The sequence below is a fragment of the Cellulosimicrobium sp. XJ-DQ-B-000 genome, from assembly GCF_031119065.1.
GTDB lineage: Bacteria > Actinomycetota > Actinomycetes > Actinomycetales > Cellulomonadaceae > Cellulosimicrobium > Cellulosimicrobium funkei.
In genome coordinates this window covers 420,658-443,386 of sequence record NZ_JAVHYN010000002.1, presented here as the reverse complement: position 1 = coordinate 443,386, position 22,729 = coordinate 420,658, and the positions used below count along the sequence as shown (strand labels likewise).

Here is a 22,729-nt window from a genome sequence, read left to right as displayed (position 1 = left end):
CCGACCGGCACCGCGACGCGCCCACCTGGGCGCGCGCGTCCCGGCGGTATCCTGGCCGACGTGCGCGCTGACCGGGTGACACCGGGCTCGCAGACTTCACTGCGTGAGGCCAACCGAGCCCGGATCGTGAGCGCCGTCCAGCAGCGTGGCTCCCTCACGCAGATCGAGCTGGCCGGCGTCACCGGGCTGTCCCCGGCGACCGTCTCCAACATCGTCAAGGAGCTCACCGGCGCGGGCGTCCTGCACACCTCGCCTTCCACGCGCAGCGGACGGCGCGCCCTCCAGGTGACCCTCGCGCGCAACCTCGGGCTCGTCGCGGGGGTGCACTTCGGCACGCGCTCGATGCGCGTCGCGCTCGCGGACGCGTCCATGCGCGTGCTCGCCGACCAGCGCATGCCGCTCGCCCCGGACCACCGCGCCGACACCGGCCTCCAGCGCGCCGCGCTCCTCGTGGGGGAGATGGTCGCGTCGGTCGACGCGTCCCCCGACGAGCTGCTCGCCGTCGGGGTCGGGGTGCCCGCGCCCGTGGACGTGCGCGCCGGGCGCATCGCGACCGTCGGCATGATGCGCGGCTGGGACGGCGTCGTCGTCCCCGAGCTGCTCGAGGCCGAGCTCGGCGCGCCCGTGACGGTGGACAACGACGCCAACCTCGGCGCCCTCGCCGAGACCCGGTTCGGGGCGGCCGTCGGGCACGACGCCGTCGCCTACCTGCGCGTGTCCCACGGCGTGGGCGGCGGGCTCGTCCTGGGCGGGCGCGTCGTGCACGGCCGCGCGGGCGTCGCGGGAGAGATCGGGCACGTGACGATCGACGAGAACGGCCCGGTGTGCCGGTGCGGCAACCGCGGCTGCCTCGAGATGTACGTCGGCGCGGGCGTGCTGCTTTCCATGCTCTCCGAGAGCCGCGGCCACCTCACGCTGCGCGACGTCATCGCGCGGGCCCAGGAGGGGGACCCGGGCTGCCGCCGCGTCCTGTTCGACGCCGGTCAGCACCTCGGCGTCGCGGCCGCGAACCTGTGCAACCTCGTCGACCCGGAGATCGTCGTCGTCGGCGGGCAGCTCGCCGAGGCGGGCGAGTCGCTGCTCGGCCCGCTCCGCACCGCGCTCGAGCAGCGCACGGTCCCCAGCACGGCCGGCCCGGTGCGCGTCGTCGCGTCCGAGCTCGGGTCGGCCGCCGAGGTGCGCGGTGCGCTCGCCGTCGCGCTCGACCTCGCGCGCGTCAGCGGCTCCCTGGGGGTGAGCGCATGAGCGGGGACGGGGCTCGCCCGGGGAATGCCCGCCGTCGCGCGCGGGGTGCAGTGACGACGGGTGTGGCGGCCGTCGTCGTCGCGCTGCTCGCGCTCGCGGGCTGCGCGACGCCGGAGGAACCCGCCGGGCCGTCGGAGGGGACCATCGGGCTCCTGCTGCCCGAGGCCAAGACCGCGCGCTACGAGACGACCGACCGCCCGACCTTCGTCGGGGTGGTCGAGCGGCGCTGCCCGTCGTGCGAGGTGCTGTACGCGAACGCCGCCCAGGACGCCGCGAACCAGCAGCAGCAGGCCGAGTCGATGCTCGCGCGCGGCGCGGACGTCCTCGTGCTCGACGCGGTCGACGCCGTCGCCGCGGTGAGCGTCGTCGCCGAGGCCCAGCGACTCGGCGTGCCCGTCATCGCCTACGATCGCTTCGTCGACGGCGCGGACTACTACGTCTCGTTCGACAACGAGCTCATCGGGTACCTCATGGGGGAGGCGCTCGTCGGCGCGGTCCTCGACCGTGCGGAGCAGGACCCGCCGGCGCAGGGCCGGCGGCCGGGCGTCCTGCTCGTCCAGGGCTCGCCGACCGACCCGAACGCCGCGGAGCTCGCCGCCGGCGCACACCGCGCGCTCGAGGGAGAGGACATCGACGTGCTCGCCGAGTACGACACGCCCGACTGGAGCCCCGACAAGGCGACCGAGTGGGTCGAGGGGCAGCTCACGCAGTACCCGGGTCGCGTCGACGGCGTCTTCGCGGCGAGCGACGGCATCGCGGGCGGCGCCATCGCCGCGATGAAGGCCGCCGGCCTCGACCCGGTGCCGCCCACCACGGGCCAGGACGGCGAGCTCGCGGCCGTCCAGCGCGTCGTCTCGGGCGACCAGTACATGACCGTCTACAAGGCCACGACGGAGCAGGCGCGCACGGCCGCCGAGCTCGCCGTGCGGGTGCTGCGCGGCGAGGACCCGCGCGCGACCGTGGTGATCGACGGCGTCCCGAGCCTCCTGCTCGCGCCGCGCGCGGTCGGCGTCGACGACGTCCGGCGCGTCCTCGTCGACGGCGGCGTCTACACGGTCGACGAGATCTGCACCCCGTCGTACGTCGACGCGTGCGTCGACGCGGGTCTCCTGGAGGCGGCACCGTGAGCGCCCCCGTCCTGACCCTGCGCGGGGTCTCCAAGAGCTTCGGCGGCGTCCGGGCGCTCGTCGACGTCGACGTCGAGGTGCGCGAGCACGAGGTCCTCGCCGTCGTGGGCGACAACGGCGCCGGCAAGTCGACGCTCGCGGGCGTCGTCGCGGGCGCGTTCCGCCCCGACGCGGGCGAGGTGCTGCTCGACGGCGCGCCCGTCGTGCTCGACTCGCCGGCGGCCGCGCGCCAGCACGGGATCGCGGCGGTGTTCCAGCAGCTCGCGCTCGTCGACGACCTCGACGTCGTCGAGAACGTGTTCCTCGGGCAGGAGGTCCTCCACGGGCCGTTCCTCGACGAGATCGCGATGGAGCGCGAGGCGTGGGGCCTGCTCGACCAGCTCGCCGCGACCGTCCCGTCCGTGCGGCAGCCGGTGCGCACGCTCTCGGGCGGCCAGCGGCAGGTCGTGGCGGTCGCACGCGCCCTCCTGGGGTCGCCGCGCGTGCTCGTCCTCGACGAGCCGACGGCGGCGCTCGGCGTCCGGCAGACCGCCGAGGTGCTCAACCTCATCGAGAAGCTGCGCGAGCGCGGGCACGCCGTCGTCCTCATCAGCCACCAGGCGGGCGACCTCCAGGCCGTCGCCGACCGCATCCTCGTGCTGCGGCTCGGCCGCGTGCACGGCGAGTTCCCGGGCGACACGTCCTACGAGGACCTGCTCGCCGCGATGACCGGCGCCGTGCGCCCGGCGCGCCCGGGCGGACCGATCGGGAGCGCGGGCGGGACCGAGCGCGAGCGGCGCACGGGCGGCACCGGGGCGGTGCACCGATGAGCGTCCCCGGCCGCACCTCGGGCGCGGCGCTCGACCGGCCCCTGACGGGCGCGCTGTCCGGGTCCGTCGTGCAGCAGCTGCGCGGCGCGCACCTCGGCATGCTGCCGATCGTCGCCGCGCTCGTGCTCATCTGGGTCGTGCTCGGCGCGATCAACCCCGCGTTCCTCTCCGCGGAGAACCTCGTCAACCTCACGCTCCAGAGCGCCCCCACGGGGATCATCGCGCTCGGCGTCGTGCTCGTGCTGCTCGTCGGCCAGATCGACCTGTCGGTCGGTTCGGTGAGCGGGCTCGCCGCGGCGGTGCTCGCCGTCGGGACGGTCGGGCTGGGCTGGCCGGTCGGGATCGCGATCGTCGCGGCGCTGGCCGTCGGGGTCGTCGTCGGGCTCGGGTACGGGCTGCTCTCCACGCGCCTCGGGCTCGCGTCGTTCGTCTTCACGCTCGCGGGCCTCCTGATCCTCGCGGGCGTGCAGCTGCGCGTCCTCGGTCCCAAGGGTTCGATCAACCTGCCGTTCGAGTCGTGGCTCGTGCGCACGGTCCAGCAGGGCTTCCTCGCCCCCGCGGTCGCGTGGGGCCTCGTGGTCGTGGTCGTGGCGGGGTACGCCGCGCTGCGCGTGACCGACCACGTGCGCCGCGTCCGGGCGGAGCTCCCGAGCCCGGGCCTGGCCCGCGTCGCGGTCCGGACGGCGGTCCTCGCGGCGGTGCTCGTCGCGACGGTCGCGTACCTCGGGACGGCGCGCGGGATCGGCTACACCGTGGTGCTCTTCGTGGCGCTCGTGGTCGTGGTCGACGTGCTGCTGCGCCGCACGCGGTGGGGACGCTCCGTGCGCGCCGTCGGGGGCAACCGGCGCTCCGCGCTCCTCGCGGGCGTCGCGGTGCGCCGCACGGTCGTCTCGTGCTTCGTCGCGTGCTCGACGTTCGCCGCGCTCGGCGGCGTCCTCGCCGCGGGCCGGCTCGCGGCGGCGAACCAGGGGACCGGCGCGGCGGACACCTACCTGACGGCGATCGCGGCCGCGGTCATCGGCGGCACGAGCCTGTTCGGCGGGCGCGGGAGCGCGTGGTCGGCGCTGCTGGGCGTGCTCGTGCTCCAGTCCATCGCGAACGGGCTCACGCTGCTCAACCTCGACACGGCCACGCGGTACATCGTGACCGGAGCGGTCCTGCTGCTCGCTATCGTCGTCGACATGCTGATTCGTGGTCGACGGGAGGTCTGAGATGGTGATGCAGGGGGAGAGCGCGGGGACGGTCCCGCCGGGCGAGGTCGGGGTCGTGGTCCCCGACACCCCGACGGAGGCGGCCGTGGCGCGTCCGCACGGCGGACGCGGAGGCCGGCGCCCGACGCTCGCCTCCGTCGCGGAGGTCGCCGGCGTGAGCCTCAAGACGGCGTCGCGCGTCCTCAACGACGAGCCGAACGTCGCGCCGCAGACGCGCGCCAAGGTCCAGGAGGCCGCGCAGCGGCTCGGCTTCCGGCGCAACGCCGTGGCCGCCGACCTCGCGCGCGGCGGCTCGTCGCGGCTCGTCGGCTTCGTCACCGGCGACCTCGCGAACCCGTTCTACTCCGCGCTGGCCAGCGGCATCGAGCGCGAGCTCCGCCACCACGGCCTCCAGCTCATCACCACGAGCTCGGACGAGGAGCCGGAGCGCGAGCGGTCGCTCACCGAGGCGCTCGTCGAGCGCCGCGTCGGCGCGCTCGTCGTCACCCCGACGTCGACGGACCACTCGGGCCTGCGCCGCGAGCTCGAGGACGGCCTGCCGGTCGTGTTCATCGACCGCCCCGCGCGCGGCGTCGAGGCGGACACGGTCGTCATCGACAACCGCGGGGGAGTGCGCGACGCCGTGACGCACCTCCTCGCGCACGGGCACCGCCGGATCGCGCTCGTGGGCGACGTGTCGCGCCTGTGGACGTTCCAGGAGCGTCGCGACGAGTTCGTCGCGACGCTGCGGGCCGCGGGCGTCGAGGACCCGGGCCGGTACGTGCGGGACGGCGCGCACGACGCCGACCTCGCGCGCGTGTTCGTGGCGGACCTCCTCGCGCTGCCCGAGCCCCCGACGGCGTTCGTCACGGCGAACAACAAGATCACGGTCGGCGCGCTCCACGCCCTGCGCGACCGCGAGGCGTCGGGCGGGGCGGCGGACGTCGCGCTCGTCGGCTTCGACGACTTCGAGCTCGCGGACCTCCTGCACGTGACGGTCGTGGGGTACGACGTCGTCGAGATGGGCCGGCAGGCGGCGGCGCTCGCGGTGTCCCGCGCCGAGAACCCGGAGCTCGCCCCGCGGCTCGTCGTGGTGCCGACGCGGCTCGTCGTCCGCGGCACGGGGGAGGTCCCCGGCCCCGCGGCCTAGGCGTGGCCGCGGTGCCCGTGCGCGTGTCGGTGCGAGCGCGGTCGTGCTGACGGCGTACGACCTCCTCCGCGGTCGAGCGGGTGGCGCGAAAGTCACACTGAGCGTGACTTTTGCGCCAGGGGGTCCTCTTGTCGGCGCCCTGTCGGCAGAGCCCTGACCGCGTTGACAAAGCCCGGAGCCGACGCATAGGTTCAGGTCGCCCCTGACAACGCTTCCCCCCTGCGCGTTGTCAGGGGCACCCCTGCAGCCTGACAGCGCTGTCAGACGATCGAAGGAGATCGCGGCATGACCAGACCACTCCCGTCCGGACGCGCGGTCGCGCGGTCCGGCAGCGGCCGCGCCCGGCCTCTCGGCCTCGTGCTCGCCGCCGCACTCGCCGTCCCGCTCGGGGTGCCTCTCGCGGCCCCCGCGGGAGCCCTCGCCGCCGCCCCCGCCGCGGCCGCCGAGCCGGGCGACTTCTCGTCGTCGTTCGAGTCCGGCGACCCGGCGGCGCTGCCCACCACGGTGGCCGAGCGCGACGGCGCGCCCTGGCAGGCGAACGTCGGCTCGTTCACGGCCGGCCTGCCCGGGAGCGTCCTCGGGCAGCTGAAGGGCGTCACCGCGAGCGCGCAGAACCTGCCCAACGAGGGCGCGGCGAACCTCGCCGACGGCAGCTCGGGCACCAAGTGGCTCGCGTTCGCGTCGACCGGCTGGGTCCGGTACGAGTTCGCCGAGCCCGTCTCGTTCGTCGCGTACACGATGACCTCCGGCGACGACGCCGCCGGTCGCGACCCGAAGACCTGGACGGTCGAGGGGTCGAACGACGGGTCCACGTGGACCGCGCTCGACCGGCGGACGGACGAGGACTTCCCGAACCGCCAGCAGACGCGCACGTTCGAGCTCGAGGCGCCCACCGCGGCGTACACGTACCTGCGCCTCAACGTCACGGCGAACTCGGGCGACTCCATCGTCCAGCTCGCCGGGTGGGACCTCTCGGCCGACCTGAGCGCCGGCCCGTCCGCGGCACCCATGACGACGAAGGTCGGCACCGGGCCGCGCGTCAGCTTCACCAACAAGGCGGGCGTCGGTTTCTCCGGCCTGCACTCGCTCCGGTACGACGGCTCGCACCTCGCCGACGGCGAGACCTACGCGACGAACGTGCTCTACGACGACGTGGACGTCGTCGTCGGCGAGGACACGCGCCTGAGCTACACGATCTTCCCCGAGCTGCTCGACGACCTGCAGTACCCGTCGACGTACGCGGCGGTGGACGTCCTGTTCACCGACGGGACCTACCTGTCCGACCTCGGCGCGCGCGACGCGCACGAGACGGTCGCGACCGCGCAGGCGCAGGGCGAGGGCAAGATCCTCTACGCGGACCAGTGGAACTCCGTGCGGGTCGACCTCGGCGACGTCGCCGCGGGCAAGACCGTGGACCAGGTGCTGCTCGGGTACGACAACCCCGGCGGCCACGCCGGGACGAAGTTCGCGGGCTGGCTCGACGACGTCGCGATCACGGCGGAGCCGGCCACGATCGACGGGTCGAGCCTCGCCAACTACGTGGACACGCGCCGCGGCACGCTCGCGTCGGGCAGCTTCTCGCGCGGGAACAACATCCCCGCGACGGCGACGCCCAACGGGTTCAACTTCTGGACGCCGTACACGAACGCCTCCTCGCAGAGCTGGCTGTACGAGTACCACAAGGCCAACAACGCCAACAACAAGCCCGTCCTCCAGGGCTTCGGGATCTCGCACGAGCCGAGCCCGTGGATGGGCGACCGCAACCAGCTGACGTTCCTCCCGTCGACGGCGTCGGGGACGCCCGACGCCACGCTCTCGACGCGCGGCCTCGAGTTCGACCACGCCGACGAGACGGCGCGGCCCGACTACTACGGGGTCACGTTCACCAACGGGTCCGCGATCGAGGCGACGCCCACCGACCACGGCGCGGTGCTCCGCTTCAGCTACCCCGGAGCCAAGGGCCATGTGCTCGTGGACAAGGTGGACGGCTCCTCCAAGCTCACGTACGACCAGGCCACGGGCACGATCTCCGGCTGGGTCGAGAACGGCTCGGGCCTGTCCGTGGGCCGCACGCGGATGTTCGTCGCCGGCACCTTCGACCGTAGTCCGACGGCGGTCGGGACGGCGGCGGGCAACCGTGCGGACGCGCGCTTCGCGACGTTCGACACGTCGTCCGACAAGACGGTCGAGCTGCGCGTCGCGACGTCGTTCATCAGCCTCGACCAGGCGCGCAAGAACCTCGACCTGGAGGTGACGGGCAAGACCTTCACGGAGGTCAAGGCCGCCGCCGCGCAGGCGTGGAACGACCGCCTGGGGGTCATCGAGGTCGAGGGCGCGAGCGAGGACCAGCTCGTCACGCTGTACTCGAACCTCTACCGCCTCAACCTGTACCCGAACTCGCAGTTCGAGAACACGGGCACGGCGCAGGAGCCCGTGTACAGGTACGCGAGCCCGGTCTCCGCGACCACGGGCTCCGCGACGGACACGCAGACCAACGCGAAGATCGTCGACGGCAAGATCTACGTGAACAACGGGTTCTGGGACACGTACCGCACGGCCTGGCCGGCGTACTCGCTCCTCTACCCGGAGCTCGCGGCCGAGCTGGTCGACGGGTTCGTCCAGCAGTACCGCGACGGCGGCTGGATCGCGCGCTGGTCCTCGCCGGGCTACGCCGACCTCATGACGGGCACGAGCTCCGACGTGGCGTTCGCCGACGCGTACCTCAAGGGCTCGCTCCCCACGGGCACGGCGCTCGAGGCGTACGACGCCGCGCTGCGCAACGCGACCGTCGCGCCGCCGAGCAACGCCGTGGGCCGCAAGGGCCTGCAGACCTCGCCGTTCCTCGGGTTCACGCCGGAGTCCACGCACGAGTCCGTGTCGTGGGGCCTGGAGGGCCTGGTCAACGACTTCGGCATCGGCAACATGGCCGCCGCCCTCGCGGAGGACCCGGCGACGCCGGAGGAGCGCCGCGAGACGCTGCGCGAGGAGTCCGCGTACTTCCTCGAGCGGGCCACGCACTACGTCGAGCTGTTCGACCCCGAGGTCGACTTCTTCGTGCCGCGGCACGAAGACGGCACGTGGGCCGTCGACCCCGAGACGTACGACCCGGAGGCCTGGGGCGGCGGGTACACCGAGACGAACGGCTGGAACTTCGCGTTCCACGCCCCGCAGGACGGCCAGGGCCTCGCCAACCTCTACGGCGGCAAGCAGGGCCTCGAGGACAAGCTCGACGAGTTCTTCTCCACGCCGGAGAAGGGCGCCGGCAACGGCGGCATCCACGAGCAGCGCGAGGCGCGCGACGTCCGCATGGGCCAGTGGGGCATGAGCAACCAGGTGTCGCACCACATCCCGTGGCTCTACGACGCCGCGGGCGCGCCGTCGAAGGCGCAGGAGAAGGTCCGCGAGGTCACCCGCCGCCTGTTCGTGGGCAGCGAGATCGGCCAGGGCTACCCGGGCGACGAGGACAACGGCGAGATGTCGTCGTGGTGGATCTTCGCCTCGCTCGGCTTCTACCCGCTCCAGGTCGGCTCGGACCAGTACGCGGTCGGTTCGCCGCTGTTCGACAAGGCGATCGTGCACCTGCCGGACGGCGACCTCGTCGTCAACGCCGAGAACAACTCGGTCGACAACGTCTACGTGCAGTCCCTCGCGGTGGACGGCGAGGCCCGCACCTCGACGTCACTCTCCCAGGCGGACCTCTCGGGCGGCACGACGCTGGACTTCGTCATGGGTCCGGAGCCGTCGGACTGGGGCACGGGCGAGGACGACGCGCCGCCGTCGCTCACCGAGGGCGACGAGCCCCCGACGCCGGTGCAGGACGCGACGACGGCGGGCCTCGGCACCACCACCGTCGCCGACGGCGACGCGACCACGAGCGCCGCGGCGCTCACGGACAACACGTCCGGGACGCGCACGACGTTCGCCACCAGGACGCCGTCGATCACGTGGGCGGGCAACGGCATCCGCCCGACCGTCGGGTCGTACACGCTGACCTCCGGGGCGAGCGGGACGGCGTCACCGTCCGCATGGACCCTCGAGGGTTCCGACGACGGCGAGACGTGGACGACGCTCGACGAGCGGTCCGGCGAGCAGTTCCGCTGGGCCCTGCAGACGCGGCCGTTCACGGTCGCCGAGCCGACGGCGTTCGCGCGGTACCGGGTGACGGTCACCGCGACGTCGGGCTCCGGCGCGCTGTCGCTCGCCGAGGTCGAGCTCCTCGCCGACCCGAAGGAGTCCGGGGCCGAGGAGCTCACCCTCTCGGCCGCACCGGACCGTGACGGCGTCACGGGCCGCGAGGTCTCGGGCTCGTTCGCGACCCTCACCGGGGTCGAGGGCGACGTCGCGGCGCTCGACGTGCAGGTCGCGTTCGGCGACGGCTCCGAGCCGGTCGCCGGGACGCTGCGGGCGGGCGCGTTCGGCGGGTACGCGGTGGACGCCGCGCACACGTGGACCGCACCCGGCGTCTACCCCGTGACCGTCACGGTCTCGGGCGAGGGGATCGAGCCCGTCTCGGCCTCCTCGTACGTCAGCGTCTCGCTCCTGCGCGAGGGCTCGCTGCTCGCCGCGTACGACAACGTCTGCATCGGCGACGCCGGGACGACGGTCGGCTCGTGCGACGGCCAGGGCGTGTTCTTCGACCGGGCGCAGCTCGCGGCGAAGGGCTTCGTCCAGGGCGAGCGCGCGACGGTGCCGGGCACGGACCTCGCGTTCGACGTCCCGGCGGTCCCCGCCGGGCAGCCGGACAACGCCACGGGCGACGGGCAGACCATCGAGCTCGACGTCCCCGCGGACGCGGAGCAGCTCTCGGTGATCGGCACGGGCACGGAGAAGAACCAGCAGGCCACCGGCACGCTGACCTTCGACGACGGCTCGTCGCAGCCCATCGACCTGAGCTTCGGCGACTGGTCGGGCGCGGCGCGCAACCCGGTGTTCGGCAACATCCCCGTCGCCGTGACGGACAACCGCCTGCGTGGCGGCAGCCCGCAGACCGGCACCCCCGCCGCGTTCTTCGCGACGGCGCCGATCACCCTCCCCGAGGGCAAGCGGCCCGTGAGCCTCACGCTCCCGGACCAGCCGGGCGAGCTCTCGCGCGACGGCCGCATCCACGTGGTCGCGGTCGCGCACGACGGCACGTTCGCCGAGCACCCCGCGCTCGAGGTCACGGCCGCGGAGGGCGTGACGCTCGCCGTCGGGCAGACCTCGGACGTGGCGCTCGCCCAGGTGGCGGGCGGCCGCGAGGGCGCCGACCTCCGGGCGGCGGTCACGTGGGGCGACGGCTCCGACGTCGCGGCCGGCACGGTGGCCGACGGATCGGTCTCCGGCTCGCACGCCTACACGGCGGCCGGGACGTACACGGCGTACGTCGTGGTCGACGACGGCTGGACCAGCCAGGTGGTCGAGGTCCCCGTGACCGTGACCGAGGCGGAGCCGGCCCTCGCCGTCGACGTCACGGTGAGCACCCGCTGCCTCGCCGGCAAGGCGTACGTCGCGGTCCGCGCCGAGAACGGCGAGGACGTGCCGCTCGCGATCCGGCTCGTCACGCCGTTCGGCACCAAGGAGGTCGCGGCCGTCGCGCCGGGCGCCAACGCCTACCAGTCGTTCGCGACGCGGGCCACGGCGGTCGAGGCCGGCACCGTCACCGTCGAGGCGACGCGCGGCACCGGCGACGAGGAGGTGACGGCGTCGATCCAGGCCGACTACGCCGCCGTGACCTGCGGCTGAACCCCTGAGCCCGCCCCGCCCCGCGTCCGACCGGGGTGAGGCAGGCATGCACCACCGGCGGTGCCCCGGGATGATCGTCCCGGGGCACCGCGCCGTACGGGCACCGCGCCCGGTGCGGCGCCCCGCACCCAGCACGAGAAGGACCGAGAGATGACCGAGCACCCGACCGAGCAGCCCACGCCAGCGACCGACCTGCGGCGCTGGCGTCGCGAGCAGCTCGCCGACCTGCTGCGCTTCGGCGAGGCGTCGCTGCGCGCGGACGGCGCCGCGCAGTGGCTCGACGACGACGGGCGCCCCGACCTGTCGCAGCCGGTGCACACGTGGATCACGTCGCGCATGGCGCACGTGTACGCGTTCGCGTCGCTCCTCGGCGTGCCGGGCGCGGGGGAGCGGGCCGACGCCGCGCTGCACGGGCTGCGGGCGGTGCTCGTCGACGCCGAGAACGGTGGCTGGGTCTCGTCGCGCGGCCCCGCGCGGCGCCCGGGCGACGGCCACGACCCGGCGGCGGGCGAGGCCGTCCCGGTGGACGGGACGAAGAGCGCCTACGCGCACGCGTTCGTGGTGCTCGCCGCGGCGTCGGGCACGATCGCGGGCCGCGAGGGTGCGCGCGAGCTGCTCGACGCGGCGCTCGCCGTGCTCGACGAGCGGTTCTGGGAGCCCGGGCCGCGCATGCACGCCGACGAGTGGTCGCGCGACTGGACCGTGCTCGACGAGTACCGCGGCGTCAACGCGAACATGCACTCCGTCGAGGCGCTCCTCGCCGCGCACGACGCGACGGGCGACCCCGAGTGGCTCGCGCGCGCGGCGTCGGTCGCGGACCGCGTCGTGGGGTGGGCGCGCGAGAACGACTGGCGCATCCCCGAGCACTTCGACGCCGGCTGGAACCCCCTGCCGGACTACAACGCGGACCGCCCCCGCGACCCCTTCAAGCCCTACGGGTCGACGCCGGGCCACGGCCTGGAGTGGGCACGCCTGCTGCTCCAGGTCGACGTCGCGGCCGGGACCCCCGGCGCCCGCACCGACGCGGCGGTCGCCCTCTTCGACCGGGCCGTCGCGGACGGCTGGGACGGCGAGCACGGCGGCGGCTTCGTGTACACGGTCGACTGGTCGGGCACGCCGGTCGAGCCCCGGCGCTACCACTGGGTCGCGGCGGAGGCCGTCGCGGCCGCCGACGTGCTGGGCCGCGTCACGGGCGACCCCCGGTTCGCCGAGGCCGCCGCGGGCTGGTGGGCGTGGATCGACGAGCACCTCGTCGACCACGAGCGCGGGTCGTGGCACCACGAGCTCGACACCGCCAACCGGCCCGACGGCGTCACGTGGGTCGGCAAGCCCGACGTCTACCACGCGGCCCAGGCCGTGATCCTGCCCGACCTGCCGCTCACCGGCTCCCTCGCCGCCTCGGCCAAGGCCGCGGGCAGCATCCTGGGCTGACGCCCGGGCCTCGGACCGCCGAGGCCGGGGTCGCGCGCCACGTCACCGTCGCCGTGGCGCGCGACCTCGGGCTCGGCGACGACACCCCCATCAAGAATCGTTTTCTTGAGGGGGGTTCCGTGTTCGTCGGGAGCGTCCGGTGGCACGCCCGCACGCTCTTCGCCGCGCGTGACGTCGCCACCGAGGGCGATCTGCGCCTGTCCCGGGTGTGGACGGCAGACGATCTGCTGGCGGCGTGGCCGTGACGAAGCGCGTCCGGCCTGAGGCCCACGACGACGAGAGCCCCGCACCGGACCGGTGCGGGGCTCTCGCAGGCTGAGCGGGTGACGGGAATCGAACCCGCGCTATCAGCTTGGGAAGCTGAAGTTCTACCATTGAACTACACCCGCGCGGCGCCGGTGGCGTCCGCCCCGGGCCCTCTGGGAGGATCCTCGGCGAACCAGCGCGCGACCCGATCATAGCGGACGACGCCGGTGATGCCAGAACCGCCCGCACCACGACCAGTCCCGCGCCGACGAGCGGCGCGCCGCCCGAGGAGCCGCCTTGTCCGAGAACCCGTACCAGCAGCAGCCCGACCCGTCGCAGGGGAGCCCCGCCCCCGGCGACCCGGTCTACGGCGGCCCCGCCACGCCGTCGGGCCCGACGCCGGGCTCCGGCCAGCAGCCCGGGGCCGGTGACGCGTACGGCCAGCAGGCGTACGGGACGCCGGGTGCTCCGGGCTACGGACAGCCGACGCCCGACCAGGGCTACGGCTCCGCCCCGCAGCCGGGCTACGCCCAGCAGGGATACGGCCAGCAGCCGGGCTACGCGCAGCCCGGCGCCTACGGTCAGCCCGGCGCGTACGGCCAGCCCGGCTACGACCCGGCGTACGACCCCCAGGCGAAGTCGCGCCTCGCCGCGGGCCTGCTGGGCATCCTCGTCGGCAGCCTCGGCATCCACCGCTTCTACCTCGGGTACACCGGCATCGGCCTGACGATGCTGCTCGTGTCGGTGCTGTCCTTCGGGTTCGCGGCGCCGGTCATCGCGATCTGGGGCCTGGTCGAGGGCATCCTCTACCTGACCTCGAAGACGGGCTACTACTCCGTGGACTCGACGGGCCGCCCGCTGCGCGCCTGACCTCCCGTCCGCGGGCGGGGGCCGCGCCGCCTCGACGACGAGCCGGCGCGGCCCCGCGCCCGACGGCGCTCGGCCCGCGCTGACCCAGGGCGCCGGTCGGGGGTGCCGATCCAGGGCGCCGATCCACGGTGCGGAGCCCGGTCCGGGCACGCTCCGGCGTCGGCTAGCGTGGGCCCGTGCTGCTCTCCGACCGCGACATCCGGGCCGAGCTCGACGCCGGCCGCGTCCAGCTCGAGCCGTACGACCCGGCGATGCTCCAGCCGTCGAGCATCGACGTGCGCCTCGACCGGTTCTTCCGGCTGTTCGACAACCACAAGTACCCCTTCATCGACCCGTCGCAGGACCAGCCCGACCTCACGCGGCTCGTCGAGGTCGACCCGGCCGAGCCGTTCGTGCTCCACCCCGGGGAGTTCGTGCTCGGGTCCACGTTCGAGACGGTCACGCTGCCCGACGACGTGGCGGCGCGCCTGGAGGGCAAGTCGAGCCTGGGCCGCCTGGGCCTCCTCACGCACTCCACGGCGGGGTTCATCGACCCGGGCTTCTCCGGGCACGTGACGCTCGAGCTGAGCAACGTGGCGACGCTGCCGATCACCCTGTGGCCGGGCATGAAGATCGGCCAGCTGTGCTTCTTCCGGCTGTCCTCGCCCGCCGACAACCCGTACGGCTCCAGCGTCTACGGCTCCCGCTACCAGGGCCAGCGCGGCCCGACGGCCTCCCGCTCGTGGCAGAACTTCCACCGCACCGACGTCTGAGCGCGGCCCGCCGCGTCGGACGCCGCTCGACCCCGCAGGACCCGAGGACCGGAGGACCGCACCGCATGAGCCCGCTCCCGCCGCTGCCGCACCCCGCCGGGCCCGGCGCCGCGCAGTCCTACCAGGCGCGGCACGTGCTGGGGCTGCCCGCCGACGTCCACGTGGACGAGGTCGAGACGCTCGCGCTCTCGCGGTTCGCGGGCGCGCGCTGGGACGTCGCGCCGGAGGGCACCGAGCCCCTCGTGCCGCCCGCGCGCACCGCGCGGCCGGGCGAGCCGGGGGTCCTGCGCACGTCGCGCCACACGACGCTCACCGGCCCGTACGCGGGCCCCGGCTCGGGCGTGCCGGGCACCGCGCTCGTGTTCGACGTCGTCTGTCCCCGCGAGCGCGGGGACGTCCCCTACCCGGGCGGCGGGGACCGGGACGGCGTCGGGCGCGCGTTCCCCGGCGGCCTGCCGGTCCGGGAGGAGGAGCGCGTGGTCGCGTTCCTCGTCGCGGCGGCGCGCCGCCTCGGCGGGTCGGTCCGGACCGACGTCGGCAACCCGGCGGGGGCGGGCGTCGTCCTCACGCCGGACCCGGGCGTCGCCGTCGACATGACGCTGTACTCGGACGTGTGGCTCGACCCGCACGCCGCGCTCGCGCTCGTCGGCCGGCTCCACCCCCGCACGCGGCTCGCGACGGAGGGCAAGCCGTACGAGGGGCCGCCGAAGGGCATCGCGGAGCTGCCGCTCTACCCGGGCGAGAAGATGGACCCCGAGCTGCGGCGCGCGCTGCACGCCGCGGCGGACGACGTCGACATCAAGGCGCTGACCGCCGGTGCGGTGCTCGACGGGTACGGCCTCCTCGTCGACCTGGGCATGGACGGGCTCGTCGCGGTCGAGGTCGGCGGCGAGGAGGCGCTGCCCCTCCTGCTGCGCGGGCTGCCGTGGACGGTGGGCGGGGCGGTGAGCTACCGCGTGCGCTGGGAGCCGCAGGACCTCGCGGAGTCCCAGCGGGAGCAGCCGTCGCTCGACCACCAGATCGCGCGCAAGCGCGCCGCGGAGGTGGTCACGCAGGTCACGCGGACGCTGCACCAGGCGGTCGGCGGGGAGATCGCGGACGAGGCGGAGTTCCTCGTGGACCCCGAGGATCTGTGACGGCCTACTGAGGAATCGGTCACGGACGGGGCTACGGGCGCCCCGCACGGCTGAGGAGTCGGTAAAATGGTTCTCGGCCCGGCCTCGTCGGCGCCGTGAACTGTCGTGCCCTGCGGCTTCCCCCCGCCCGGGCGCGGCGATGACAAGTCCAGCAAGAACTTCGCCCACCCGCCCCCGACCCGGACGGAGCGGCCCGTGCTCTACGTGCTCCTTGCCCATCTCGTGATGGCACTGGGCGCGCCTGCACTCGTCTCGTTCCTCGGCCGCCGGGCGTTCCTCGTCATGGCGCTCGCGCCGGCGTCCGCGGCGGCCTACGCGCTCGCCTGGACCGACCGCGTGATGTCGGGGGAGCACCCGACGCAGGTCATCGAGTGGGTGCCCGGGCTGGGGCTCGAGCTCGCCTTCCGCATGGACACGCTGTCGTGGCTCATGCTGCTGCTCGTCGGCGGCGTGGGCGCCCTCGTCCTCGTCTACTGCTCGGCCTACTTCTCGCCCACCGCGCAGGGCCTGCGGCGGTTCGGCGGCGTCCTCACCGCGTTCGCGGGAGCGATGGTCGGGCTCGTCACCGCGGACGACATGCTGCTCCTGTTCGTGTTCTGGGAGCTCACGACCGTCTTCTCGTACCTGCTGATCGGCCACTACGCCGACCGCAAGGCGAGCCGTCGTGCCGCCATGCAGGCGATCATCCTCACCACCGCGGGCGGCCTCGCCATGCTCGTGGGGGTCGTGATCCTCGGCGTCCAGGGCGGGACGTTCCGCATGTCCGAGATCATCGCGGACCCCCCGACGGGCGGCGCCGTGACCGCCGCGATCGTCTGCCTCCTCGTGGGCGCGGCGAGCAAGTCCGCGCTCATCCCGCTGCACTTCTGGCTCCCCGCCGCGATGGCGGCGCCCACGCCGGTGAGCGCCTACCTGCACGCGGCCGCGATGGTCAAGGCCGGTGTCTACCTCGTCGCGCGCTTCGCGCCCGCCTACTCGGACACGACGGTCTGGCGCACGCTCGTCGTCGTGCTCGGCGCGGGCACCCTGCTCGTGGGCGGCTACCGCGCGCTGCGGCAGTACGACCTCAAGCTCGTCCTCGCGTTCGGCACCGTGAGCCAGCTCGGCCTCATCATCCTGCTCGTGGGCCTCGGCACGCGCGGCGCCGCGCTCGCCGGGCTCGCCATGATCGGCGCCCACGCGATGTTCAAGGCCTCGTTGTTCCTCGTCGTCGGCGTGGTCGACGCCGCGGCCGGCACGCGCGACCTGCGCCGCCTCACGGGCGTGGGCAAGGCCCTGCCGTGGACCGCCGTCGCGGGCGGGCTCGCCACCGCGTCGATGATCGGGCTGCCGCCGTTCGCCGGGTACGTCGCGAAGGAGGCGGCGCTCGAGTCGCTCCTGCACGGCGAGGGGCCGGTGTGGGTCGACACGGTCGTGCTGTGGTCGGTCGTCGTCGGCTCGATGTTCACGGTCGCGTACGGCCTGCGCTTCTGGTGGGGCGCGTTCGCGTCCAAGCCGCACCTCGGCCGGTCGCCCGCGCGCGCCAACGCGCACGAGAAGGCGTGGGGCGCCGGCGCCGGTACCGGCACCGCGCGCCGCCCGGTCGTCGAGGCCGAGGAGCCGCCGATCGACCCGGCGCGTATCCACCGCCAGCCGTTCCTGCTCGTGGGCCCGGCCGTCGTGCTCGCGGTCCTCGGCCTCGCGACGGCGCTCGTGCCGCACTTCGGCGAGGACCTCCTCGCCCCGTACGCGGACACGTACCCCGTCGGCGAGCCCGGGCACCTCGTCCTGTGGGCCGGCTTCACGCCCGCGCTCGCCCTGACGGTCCTCGTGCTCGCGGTCGGCGTCGTGCTGTTCTGGCAGCGGTCGCGCGTCGAGCGGTTCCAGGCGTCGCTGTGGACGGGGCCCGAGGCCGACGTCACGTACCGCAAGGTCATGCGCAAGCTCGACGACCTGGCCGCCGACATCACGGCCGTCACGCAGCGTGGTTCGCTCCCGTTCTACCTCGGCGCGATCCTCGTGGTCCTCGTGCTCGGCCCGGGCGTCGTCATGGTCGCGCAGACCGCGTGGCCCGAGCAGCTCCGGGCCTGGGACCGTCCCGCGCAGCTCGTCGCCGTCGCCGCGATCTGCATCGCCTCGGTGCTCGCCGCGCGCTCGCGCCGCCGGCTCAAGGCCGTGATCCTCGTCGGGATCGCGGGGTACGGCAACGCCGTCCTCTTCCTCCTGCACGGCGCGCCCGACCTCGCGCTCACGCAGGTCCTCGTCGAGACGATCACGCTCGTCGTCATGGTGCTCGTGCTGCGGCGCCTGCCCGCGTACTTCTCGAACCGGCCGCTCGCGGCGAGCCGGTGGGTCCGCCTGGGCATCGGCCTCGCGGTGGCCGTCGTCATGATGGGCTTCGCGCTCGTCGCGCCGCTCGCGCGCGTCGCGACGCCCATCTCGGTGGACTTCCCGGCCGAGGCCTACGAGTTCGGGCACGGCAAGAACATCGTCAACGTGACCCTCGTGGACATCCGCGCGTGGGACACGATGGGCGAGATCTCCGTCCTCCTGGCCGCCGCGACGGGCGTCGCGTCGCTCGTGTTCCTGCGCTCGCGCAGCGGCGAGATCCTGCGCGCGTCGGGGGCCCGGCCCGCGACCACGGCCACCGGCTCCGGCGTCTGGAGCGACACCGACGACCCGGGTGCCGCGCTGCGCCGCCGCGGGGTCACGGAGAAGGACCAGCCGCGCATGCTCGTGTGGCTGAGCGCCGGCCGCACACTCGCGCCGCAACGGCGCTCGGTGATCTTCGAGGTCGTCACGCGCGTGCTGTTCCACGCCATGATCGTCTTCGCGCTCTTCCTGCTGTTCTCCGGCCACAACGCGCCGGGCGGCGGGTTCGCGGCGGGGCTCGTCGTGGGCATCGCGCTCATCGTGCGCTACCTCGCGGGCGGGCGGTACGAGCTCGGCGAGGCCGCGCCCGTCCACCCCGGTCTGCTCCTCGGGACGGGCCTGTTCCTGTCCGCGGGCGTGGGGCTCGTCGCGTTCCTGCTCACCGGCAACGTGCTCGGCAGCGAGGCCTACGACCTCGCGCTCCCGCTCGTCGGGGAGATCCACCTCGTGACGTCGCTGTTCTTCGACGTCGGCGTGTTCCTCGTCGTCGTGGGTCTCGTCCTCGACATCCTGCGCACGCTCGGCGCCGAGATCGACCGGCACGCGGAACGCGCCGCCGCGGGCCGCGAGCCCGGCGAGGACACGGGGCCGTTCGAGGCCATGGAGCCCGACTCGATCGGAGGTGGCCGCCGGTGAACGTCATCGACATGACGCCCAGCGTCGTCCTCGTCCTCGCGATCGGCGTGCTGTTCGCCGCGGGCGTCTACCTGCTCCTCGAGCGGAGCCTGACCCGCGTCCTGCTCGGGTTCATCCTCATGGGGAACGGCGCCAACCTGCTCTTCCTCGTCGCCGGCGGGCGCGCCGGGGGCGCGCCGCTCATCGGCACGACGCCCGAGGAGGACATGAGCGACCCGCTCGTCCAGGCGATGGTCCTCACGGCCATCGTCATCACGCTCGGCATCACGGCGTTCGTGCTCGCGATGGCCTACCGCTCGTGGCAGCTCCACGGCCACGACGAGGTGCAGGACGACCTCGAGGACCGCCGCGTCGCGCGGCACGCCGCGCGCAACGCGCCCGCGTTCGAGGACGCGGACACGGAGGAGAGCGGCGCCACCCTGGACGACGAGGCCGCCCAGGTCCGCGACGAGACCGACGGCGACGGCGACGGCGTCACGGACGGCGAGGAACCGCCGTCGGGCCCGGCGGGCCAGGACGCCGGGGACGCGACGGACGGCCGCACCGTCGGCTCCGACGCCCGGGACGACGCACAACCTGACGACCGACGGACCGACGGGAAGGAGCCGCGATGAGCCTCACCGCCGCGGCCCTCGTCCCGCTCCCCGTCGTCCTGCCGCTCGTCGCGGCCGGCCTCGCGCTCGCGCTCTGGCGCCACCCGCGCGCCCAGCGCATCATCACCGTGGCCGCGCTCGCGCTCGTCCTCGCGGCGTCCGTCGGCCTCCTGGTCGCGGCCGACTCGGGGCCGATCGTCGTCGACGTCGGCGGCTGGGCGGCGCCCGTCGGGATCGACCTCGTCGCGGACCGGCTCTCGTCGCTCATGCTCGTGGTGTCGAGCTTCGTCATGCTGTGCGTCCTGCTGTACTCGCTCGCGCAGGGCGTGGCGGACGGCGACGAGGAGGCGCCGGTCGCCATCTACCACCCGACGTTCATGGTGCTCGCGGCGGGCGTGTTCAACGCGTTCCTCTCGGGCGACCTGTTCAACCTCTACGTCGGGTTCGAGATCTTCCTCGCCGCGAGCTACGTGCTCCTCACGCTCGGCGGCACGGGCGAGCGCATCCGCGCCGGGTCGATCTACGTGGTCGTGGCGCTGCTCTCCTCGATCGTCTTCCTCGTCGCGATCGCGCTGACCTACGCCGCGACCGGCACGGTCAACCTCGCCCAGCTCTCGGAGCGGTACGCGGAGATCGACCCCGGGACGGCGCTCGCGATCCAGCTCCTGCTGCTGCTCGCGTTCGGCATCAAGGCGGCGATCTTCCCGCTGTCCGCATGGCTGCCCGACTCCTACCCGACGGCGCCCGCGCCCGTCACCGCGGTCTTCGCGGGCCTGCTCACCAAGGTGGGCGTCTACGCGATCATCCGCACGCAGACGCTGCTCTTCCCCGAGGACAGCGTCGTCGACGACGTCCTCATGTGGCTCGCGCTGCTGACCATGGTCGTCGGCATCCTCGGCGCCGTCGCGCAGAACGACATCAAGCGACTGCTGTCGTTCACGCTCGTGAGCCACATCGGCTACATGATCTTCGGCATCGCGCTCGCGTCCGAGCCGGGCATGGCGGCCGCGATCTTCTACGTGGTGCACCACATCACGGTGCAGACGACGCTGTTCCTCGTCGTCGGCCTCGTGGAACGCCGCGGCGGGTCGACGTCGCTCGACCGGCTCGGCGGGCTCGCCAAGCTCGCGCCCGGGCTGGCCATCCTGTTCTTCATCCCGGCGATGAACCTCGCGGGCATCCCGCCGCTGTCGGGCTTCCTCGGCAAGGTCGGCCTCCTCGAGGAGGGCGTCGCCCAGGGCACGCCGCTCACGTGGGCGCTCGTGGTGGGGTCCGTCGTGACGTCGCTGCTCACGCTGTACGCGATCGTCAAGGCGTGGAACAAGGCCTTCTGGCAGACGGCGCCCGTCGAGATCCCCGCGGACGCGCGCCTGCCGCGCGGCATGGTGGGCCCGGCGACGGCGCTCGTCGCCTTCGGCCTCGCGCTCACCGTGGTCGCGGGCCCGCTCTACTCGTACACCGAGCGCGCCGCCGCGACGCTGCTCGACGGCCACACGTACGTCGACGCCGTGTTCCCCGGCGACTCCGACCGCGGCCAGGGCGAGTCGAACGAGGTCGCGACGGGCGAGAGCGACGGCACGGAACCCGCCGGTTCCGAACCGGCCGGCACGGGCGGAGGTGCGGACGGATGAGCCTGCACCGCCGCCGCCGCGCGCTCGCCTCCGGCTGGTTCGCCCGCGTCACCACGCAGTGGCGCACCGTCCTGTGGCTGACGATCGTCTGGGTCATGCTCTGGGGCGACCTGTCCGTGGGCAACGTGCTCGCGGGCGTCCTCATCGGGTTCGCCGTCATCACGTTCTTCCCGCTGCCGTCGATCGCGGCGCGCGGGAAGTTCCGGCCGTGGCCGTTCCTCGTGCTCGTGGGGCGCTTCGTCTCCGACCTGGTCGTCGCGTCGTTCCAGGTGAGCCTCCTCGCGCTGAACCCGCGGCACACGCCGCGCGGCGCCGTCGTGGGCGTGCGGCTGCGGAACCCGTCCGACATCTACCTGACCATCACGGCCGAGCTGTCGTCGCTCGTGCCCGGCTCGATCGTCGTCGAGGCGCACCGCCTCACCGGGATGCTCTACCTGCACGTGCTCGACGTCGAGACCGCGGGCGGCGTGGAGAAGGTCCGCGAGGACACGCTCGCGCTCGAGGCGCGCGTGCTGCACGCGTTCGCGTCGAACGACGAGCTGCGGGCCGCCGGCCTGTACGACGTCCCGTCCGCGCGAGAGGTGGCCGAGGCATGAGCGACACCGTCTACCTCGTGATCGTCGTGGTGAGCGCCGTGCTGCTCGCCGCGGGGGCGAGCCTCGCCGTCGCGCGCGCCGAGCGCGGGCCGTCGATGCTCGACCGCACGATCGCGCTCGACGTCTTTACCACGACCCTCGTCGGGGCGATCGCGCTCGAGGCCGCGTTCTCCCGGCGCACGGACACGATCCCGATCCTCGTCGTGCTCTCGCTCGTCGGGTTCGTGGGCTCGGTGACGATCGCGCGGTTCGCGTCGGTCGAGCCCGAGGACGAGGGTCGCATCCGCACGGCCGAGGAGATCGCCGCCGAGGACGCCGCCCGCCGCGAGGCGGAGGAGTCCGACCGGGACTCGGCGGTCGACGCCGAGCACCACGGCGGCGCGCCCGACGGGGAGGTGCGCTGATGGACCCGACCACCGGCCTGTGGGACACGATCGCCGACGTCGTGTCCGCGGTCTTCCTCCTGTGCGGCGCGTTCCTCGCGTTCGCCGCGGGCGTGGGCGTCGTGCGGTTCCCGGACCTGCTGGCACGCATGCACGCGGCGACCAAGCCCCAGGTGCTCGGGCTGATCCTCGTGCTCGCGGGCCTGAGCCTGCGGCTGCGCTCGTGGGGAGCCGTCGCGACGCTGTTCCTCGTCGTCGTGTTCCAGCTCCTCACGTCGCCCGTCGCGGCGCACATGGTCGGCCGTGCGGGCTACCGCACGGGCAAGGTGCGCACGGACCTGCTCGTCGTCGACGAGCTCACGCGCGACCAGGAGGCGGCCGAGCGCGAGGACACGGGCGAGCACGACGACGCCGACCCGCACGGCGAGCCGGGCGCCACCGGCGGCGTCGAGCTCGCCGACACGGGCGACCCCGGGCCCGACGACGCGGCTCGCCCCGCCGACGCGGAGGGCCCGGCGCGCTGACACTGCCGCGCGCCCGGTCCCGCGCGCGGGTCCCGCACGTGGCTGGTAGACCGGCAGC

The 22,729-nt window shown here is 74.2% G+C and carries 17 protein-coding genes and 1 tRNA gene; 17 read left to right on the top strand and 1 reads right to left on the bottom strand.

What is annotated here, in order from left to right; translation table 11 throughout:
- Positions 1-126 precede the first annotated feature (126 nt).
- From RDI86_RS05880 to RDI86_RS05845, 8 genes are all read left to right on the top strand, one after another.
- Positions 127-1,245 (top strand): ROK family transcriptional regulator, encoded by a 1,119-nt coding sequence (locus RDI86_RS05880; RefSeq protein ID WP_244550363.1) that lies wholly within the window; start codon positions 127-129, stop codon positions 1,243-1,245.
- A 50-nt stretch (positions 1,246-1,295) separates the two neighbouring features.
- Positions 1,296-2,372 carry a substrate-binding domain-containing protein gene (locus RDI86_RS05875; RefSeq protein WP_308820929.1) on the top strand — a complete coding sequence of 359 codons (1,077 nt, stop codon included), beginning with the start codon at positions 1,296-1,298 and terminating at the stop codon, positions 2,370-2,372.
- The gene (locus RDI86_RS05870) at positions 2,369-3,181 is read left to right on the top strand and encodes an ATP-binding cassette domain-containing protein (protein WP_083711284.1); all 813 of its coding nucleotides are present in this window, start codon (positions 2,369-2,371) and stop codon (positions 3,179-3,181) included. Before RDI86_RS05875 ends, RDI86_RS05870 begins: the two co-directional genes overlap by 4 nt.
- Positions 3,178-4,392: a sugar ABC transporter permease gene (locus tag RDI86_RS05865; RefSeq protein ID WP_076403700.1), complete on the top strand. Its 1,215-nt coding sequence runs from the start codon at positions 3,178-3,180 to the stop codon at positions 4,390-4,392. Before RDI86_RS05870 ends, RDI86_RS05865 begins: the two co-directional genes overlap by 4 nt.
- Before the next feature lies 1 nt (position 4,393).
- Positions 4,394-5,521, top strand: a complete 1,128-nt coding sequence (locus tag RDI86_RS05860) for a LacI family DNA-binding transcriptional regulator (protein WP_308820928.1) — start codon at positions 4,394-4,396, stop codon at positions 5,519-5,521.
- A gap of 285 nt (positions 5,522-5,806) precedes the next feature.
- On the top strand, positions 5,807-11,242 hold the full coding sequence (locus RDI86_RS05855; protein ID WP_308820927.1) for a GH92 family glycosyl hydrolase: 5,436 nt from the start codon (positions 5,807-5,809) through the stop codon (positions 11,240-11,242).
- Positions 11,243-11,392: 150 nt separating this feature from the next.
- Complete coding sequence (locus tag RDI86_RS05850; protein WP_163188890.1) at positions 11,393-12,673, top strand: AGE family epimerase/isomerase; 1,281 nt, start codon at positions 11,393-11,395, stop codon at positions 12,671-12,673.
- A gap of 53 nt (positions 12,674-12,726) precedes the next feature.
- Positions 12,727-12,918 carry a hypothetical protein gene (locus RDI86_RS05845; RefSeq protein WP_043652996.1) on the top strand — a complete coding sequence of 64 codons (192 nt, stop codon included), beginning with the start codon at positions 12,727-12,729 and terminating at the stop codon, positions 12,916-12,918.
- Positions 12,919-12,991: 73 nt separating this feature from the next.
- Here RDI86_RS05845 and RDI86_RS05840 read toward each other — a convergent pair.
- Positions 12,992-13,062 (bottom strand) — tRNA-Gly (locus RDI86_RS05840).
- Positions 13,063-13,216: 154 nt separating this feature from the next.
- Between RDI86_RS05840 and RDI86_RS05835 the strand changes: the two genes are divergently transcribed.
- The 9 genes from RDI86_RS05835 (at position 13,217) to mnhG (ending at position 22,671) form a co-directional block, all read left to right on the top strand.
- Positions 13,217-13,789 (top strand): TM2 domain-containing protein, encoded by a 573-nt coding sequence (locus tag RDI86_RS05835; RefSeq protein WP_061267174.1) that lies wholly within the window; start codon positions 13,217-13,219, stop codon positions 13,787-13,789.
- Positions 13,790-13,965: 176 nt separating this feature from the next.
- The gene (gene dcd / locus RDI86_RS05830) at positions 13,966-14,541 is read left to right on the top strand and encodes a dCTP deaminase (protein ID WP_034652708.1); all 576 of its coding nucleotides are present in this window, start codon (positions 13,966-13,968) and stop codon (positions 14,539-14,541) included.
- Positions 14,542-14,606: 65 nt separating this feature from the next.
- Positions 14,607-15,677 carry a hypothetical protein gene (locus RDI86_RS05825; RefSeq protein WP_043653002.1) on the top strand — a complete coding sequence of 357 codons (1,071 nt, stop codon included), beginning with the start codon at positions 14,607-14,609 and terminating at the stop codon, positions 15,675-15,677.
- Positions 15,678-15,872: 195 nt separating this feature from the next.
- Positions 15,873-18,944 carry a Na+/H+ antiporter subunit A gene (locus RDI86_RS05820; RefSeq protein ID WP_076403696.1) on the top strand — a complete coding sequence of 1,024 codons (3,072 nt, stop codon included), beginning with the start codon at positions 15,873-15,875 and terminating at the stop codon, positions 18,942-18,944.
- An 11-nt stretch (positions 18,945-18,955) separates the two neighbouring features.
- Positions 18,956-19,558: a Na(+)/H(+) antiporter subunit C gene (locus RDI86_RS05815; protein ID WP_308820957.1), complete on the top strand. Its 603-nt coding sequence runs from the start codon at positions 18,956-18,958 to the stop codon at positions 19,556-19,558.
- The gene (locus RDI86_RS05810; RefSeq protein ID WP_308820926.1) at positions 19,555-21,168 is read left to right on the top strand and encodes a Na+/H+ antiporter subunit D; all 1,614 of its coding nucleotides are present in this window, start codon (positions 19,555-19,557) and stop codon (positions 21,166-21,168) included. Before RDI86_RS05815 ends, RDI86_RS05810 begins: the two co-directional genes overlap by 4 nt.
- Positions 21,165-21,764: a Na+/H+ antiporter subunit E gene (locus RDI86_RS05805; protein ID WP_021482449.1), complete on the top strand. Its 600-nt coding sequence runs from the start codon at positions 21,165-21,167 to the stop codon at positions 21,762-21,764. Before RDI86_RS05810 ends, RDI86_RS05805 begins: the two co-directional genes overlap by 4 nt.
- On the top strand, positions 21,761-22,168 hold the full coding sequence (locus RDI86_RS05800) for a monovalent cation/H+ antiporter complex subunit F (RefSeq protein WP_061267170.1): 408 nt from the start codon (positions 21,761-21,763) through the stop codon (positions 22,166-22,168). Before RDI86_RS05805 ends, RDI86_RS05800 begins: the two co-directional genes overlap by 4 nt.
- Complete coding sequence (mnhG, locus tag RDI86_RS05795) at positions 22,168-22,671, top strand: monovalent cation/H(+) antiporter subunit G (RefSeq protein ID WP_308820925.1); 504 nt, start codon at positions 22,168-22,170, stop codon at positions 22,669-22,671. Before RDI86_RS05800 ends, mnhG begins: the two co-directional genes overlap by 1 nt.
- Positions 22,672-22,729 lie beyond the last annotated feature (58 nt).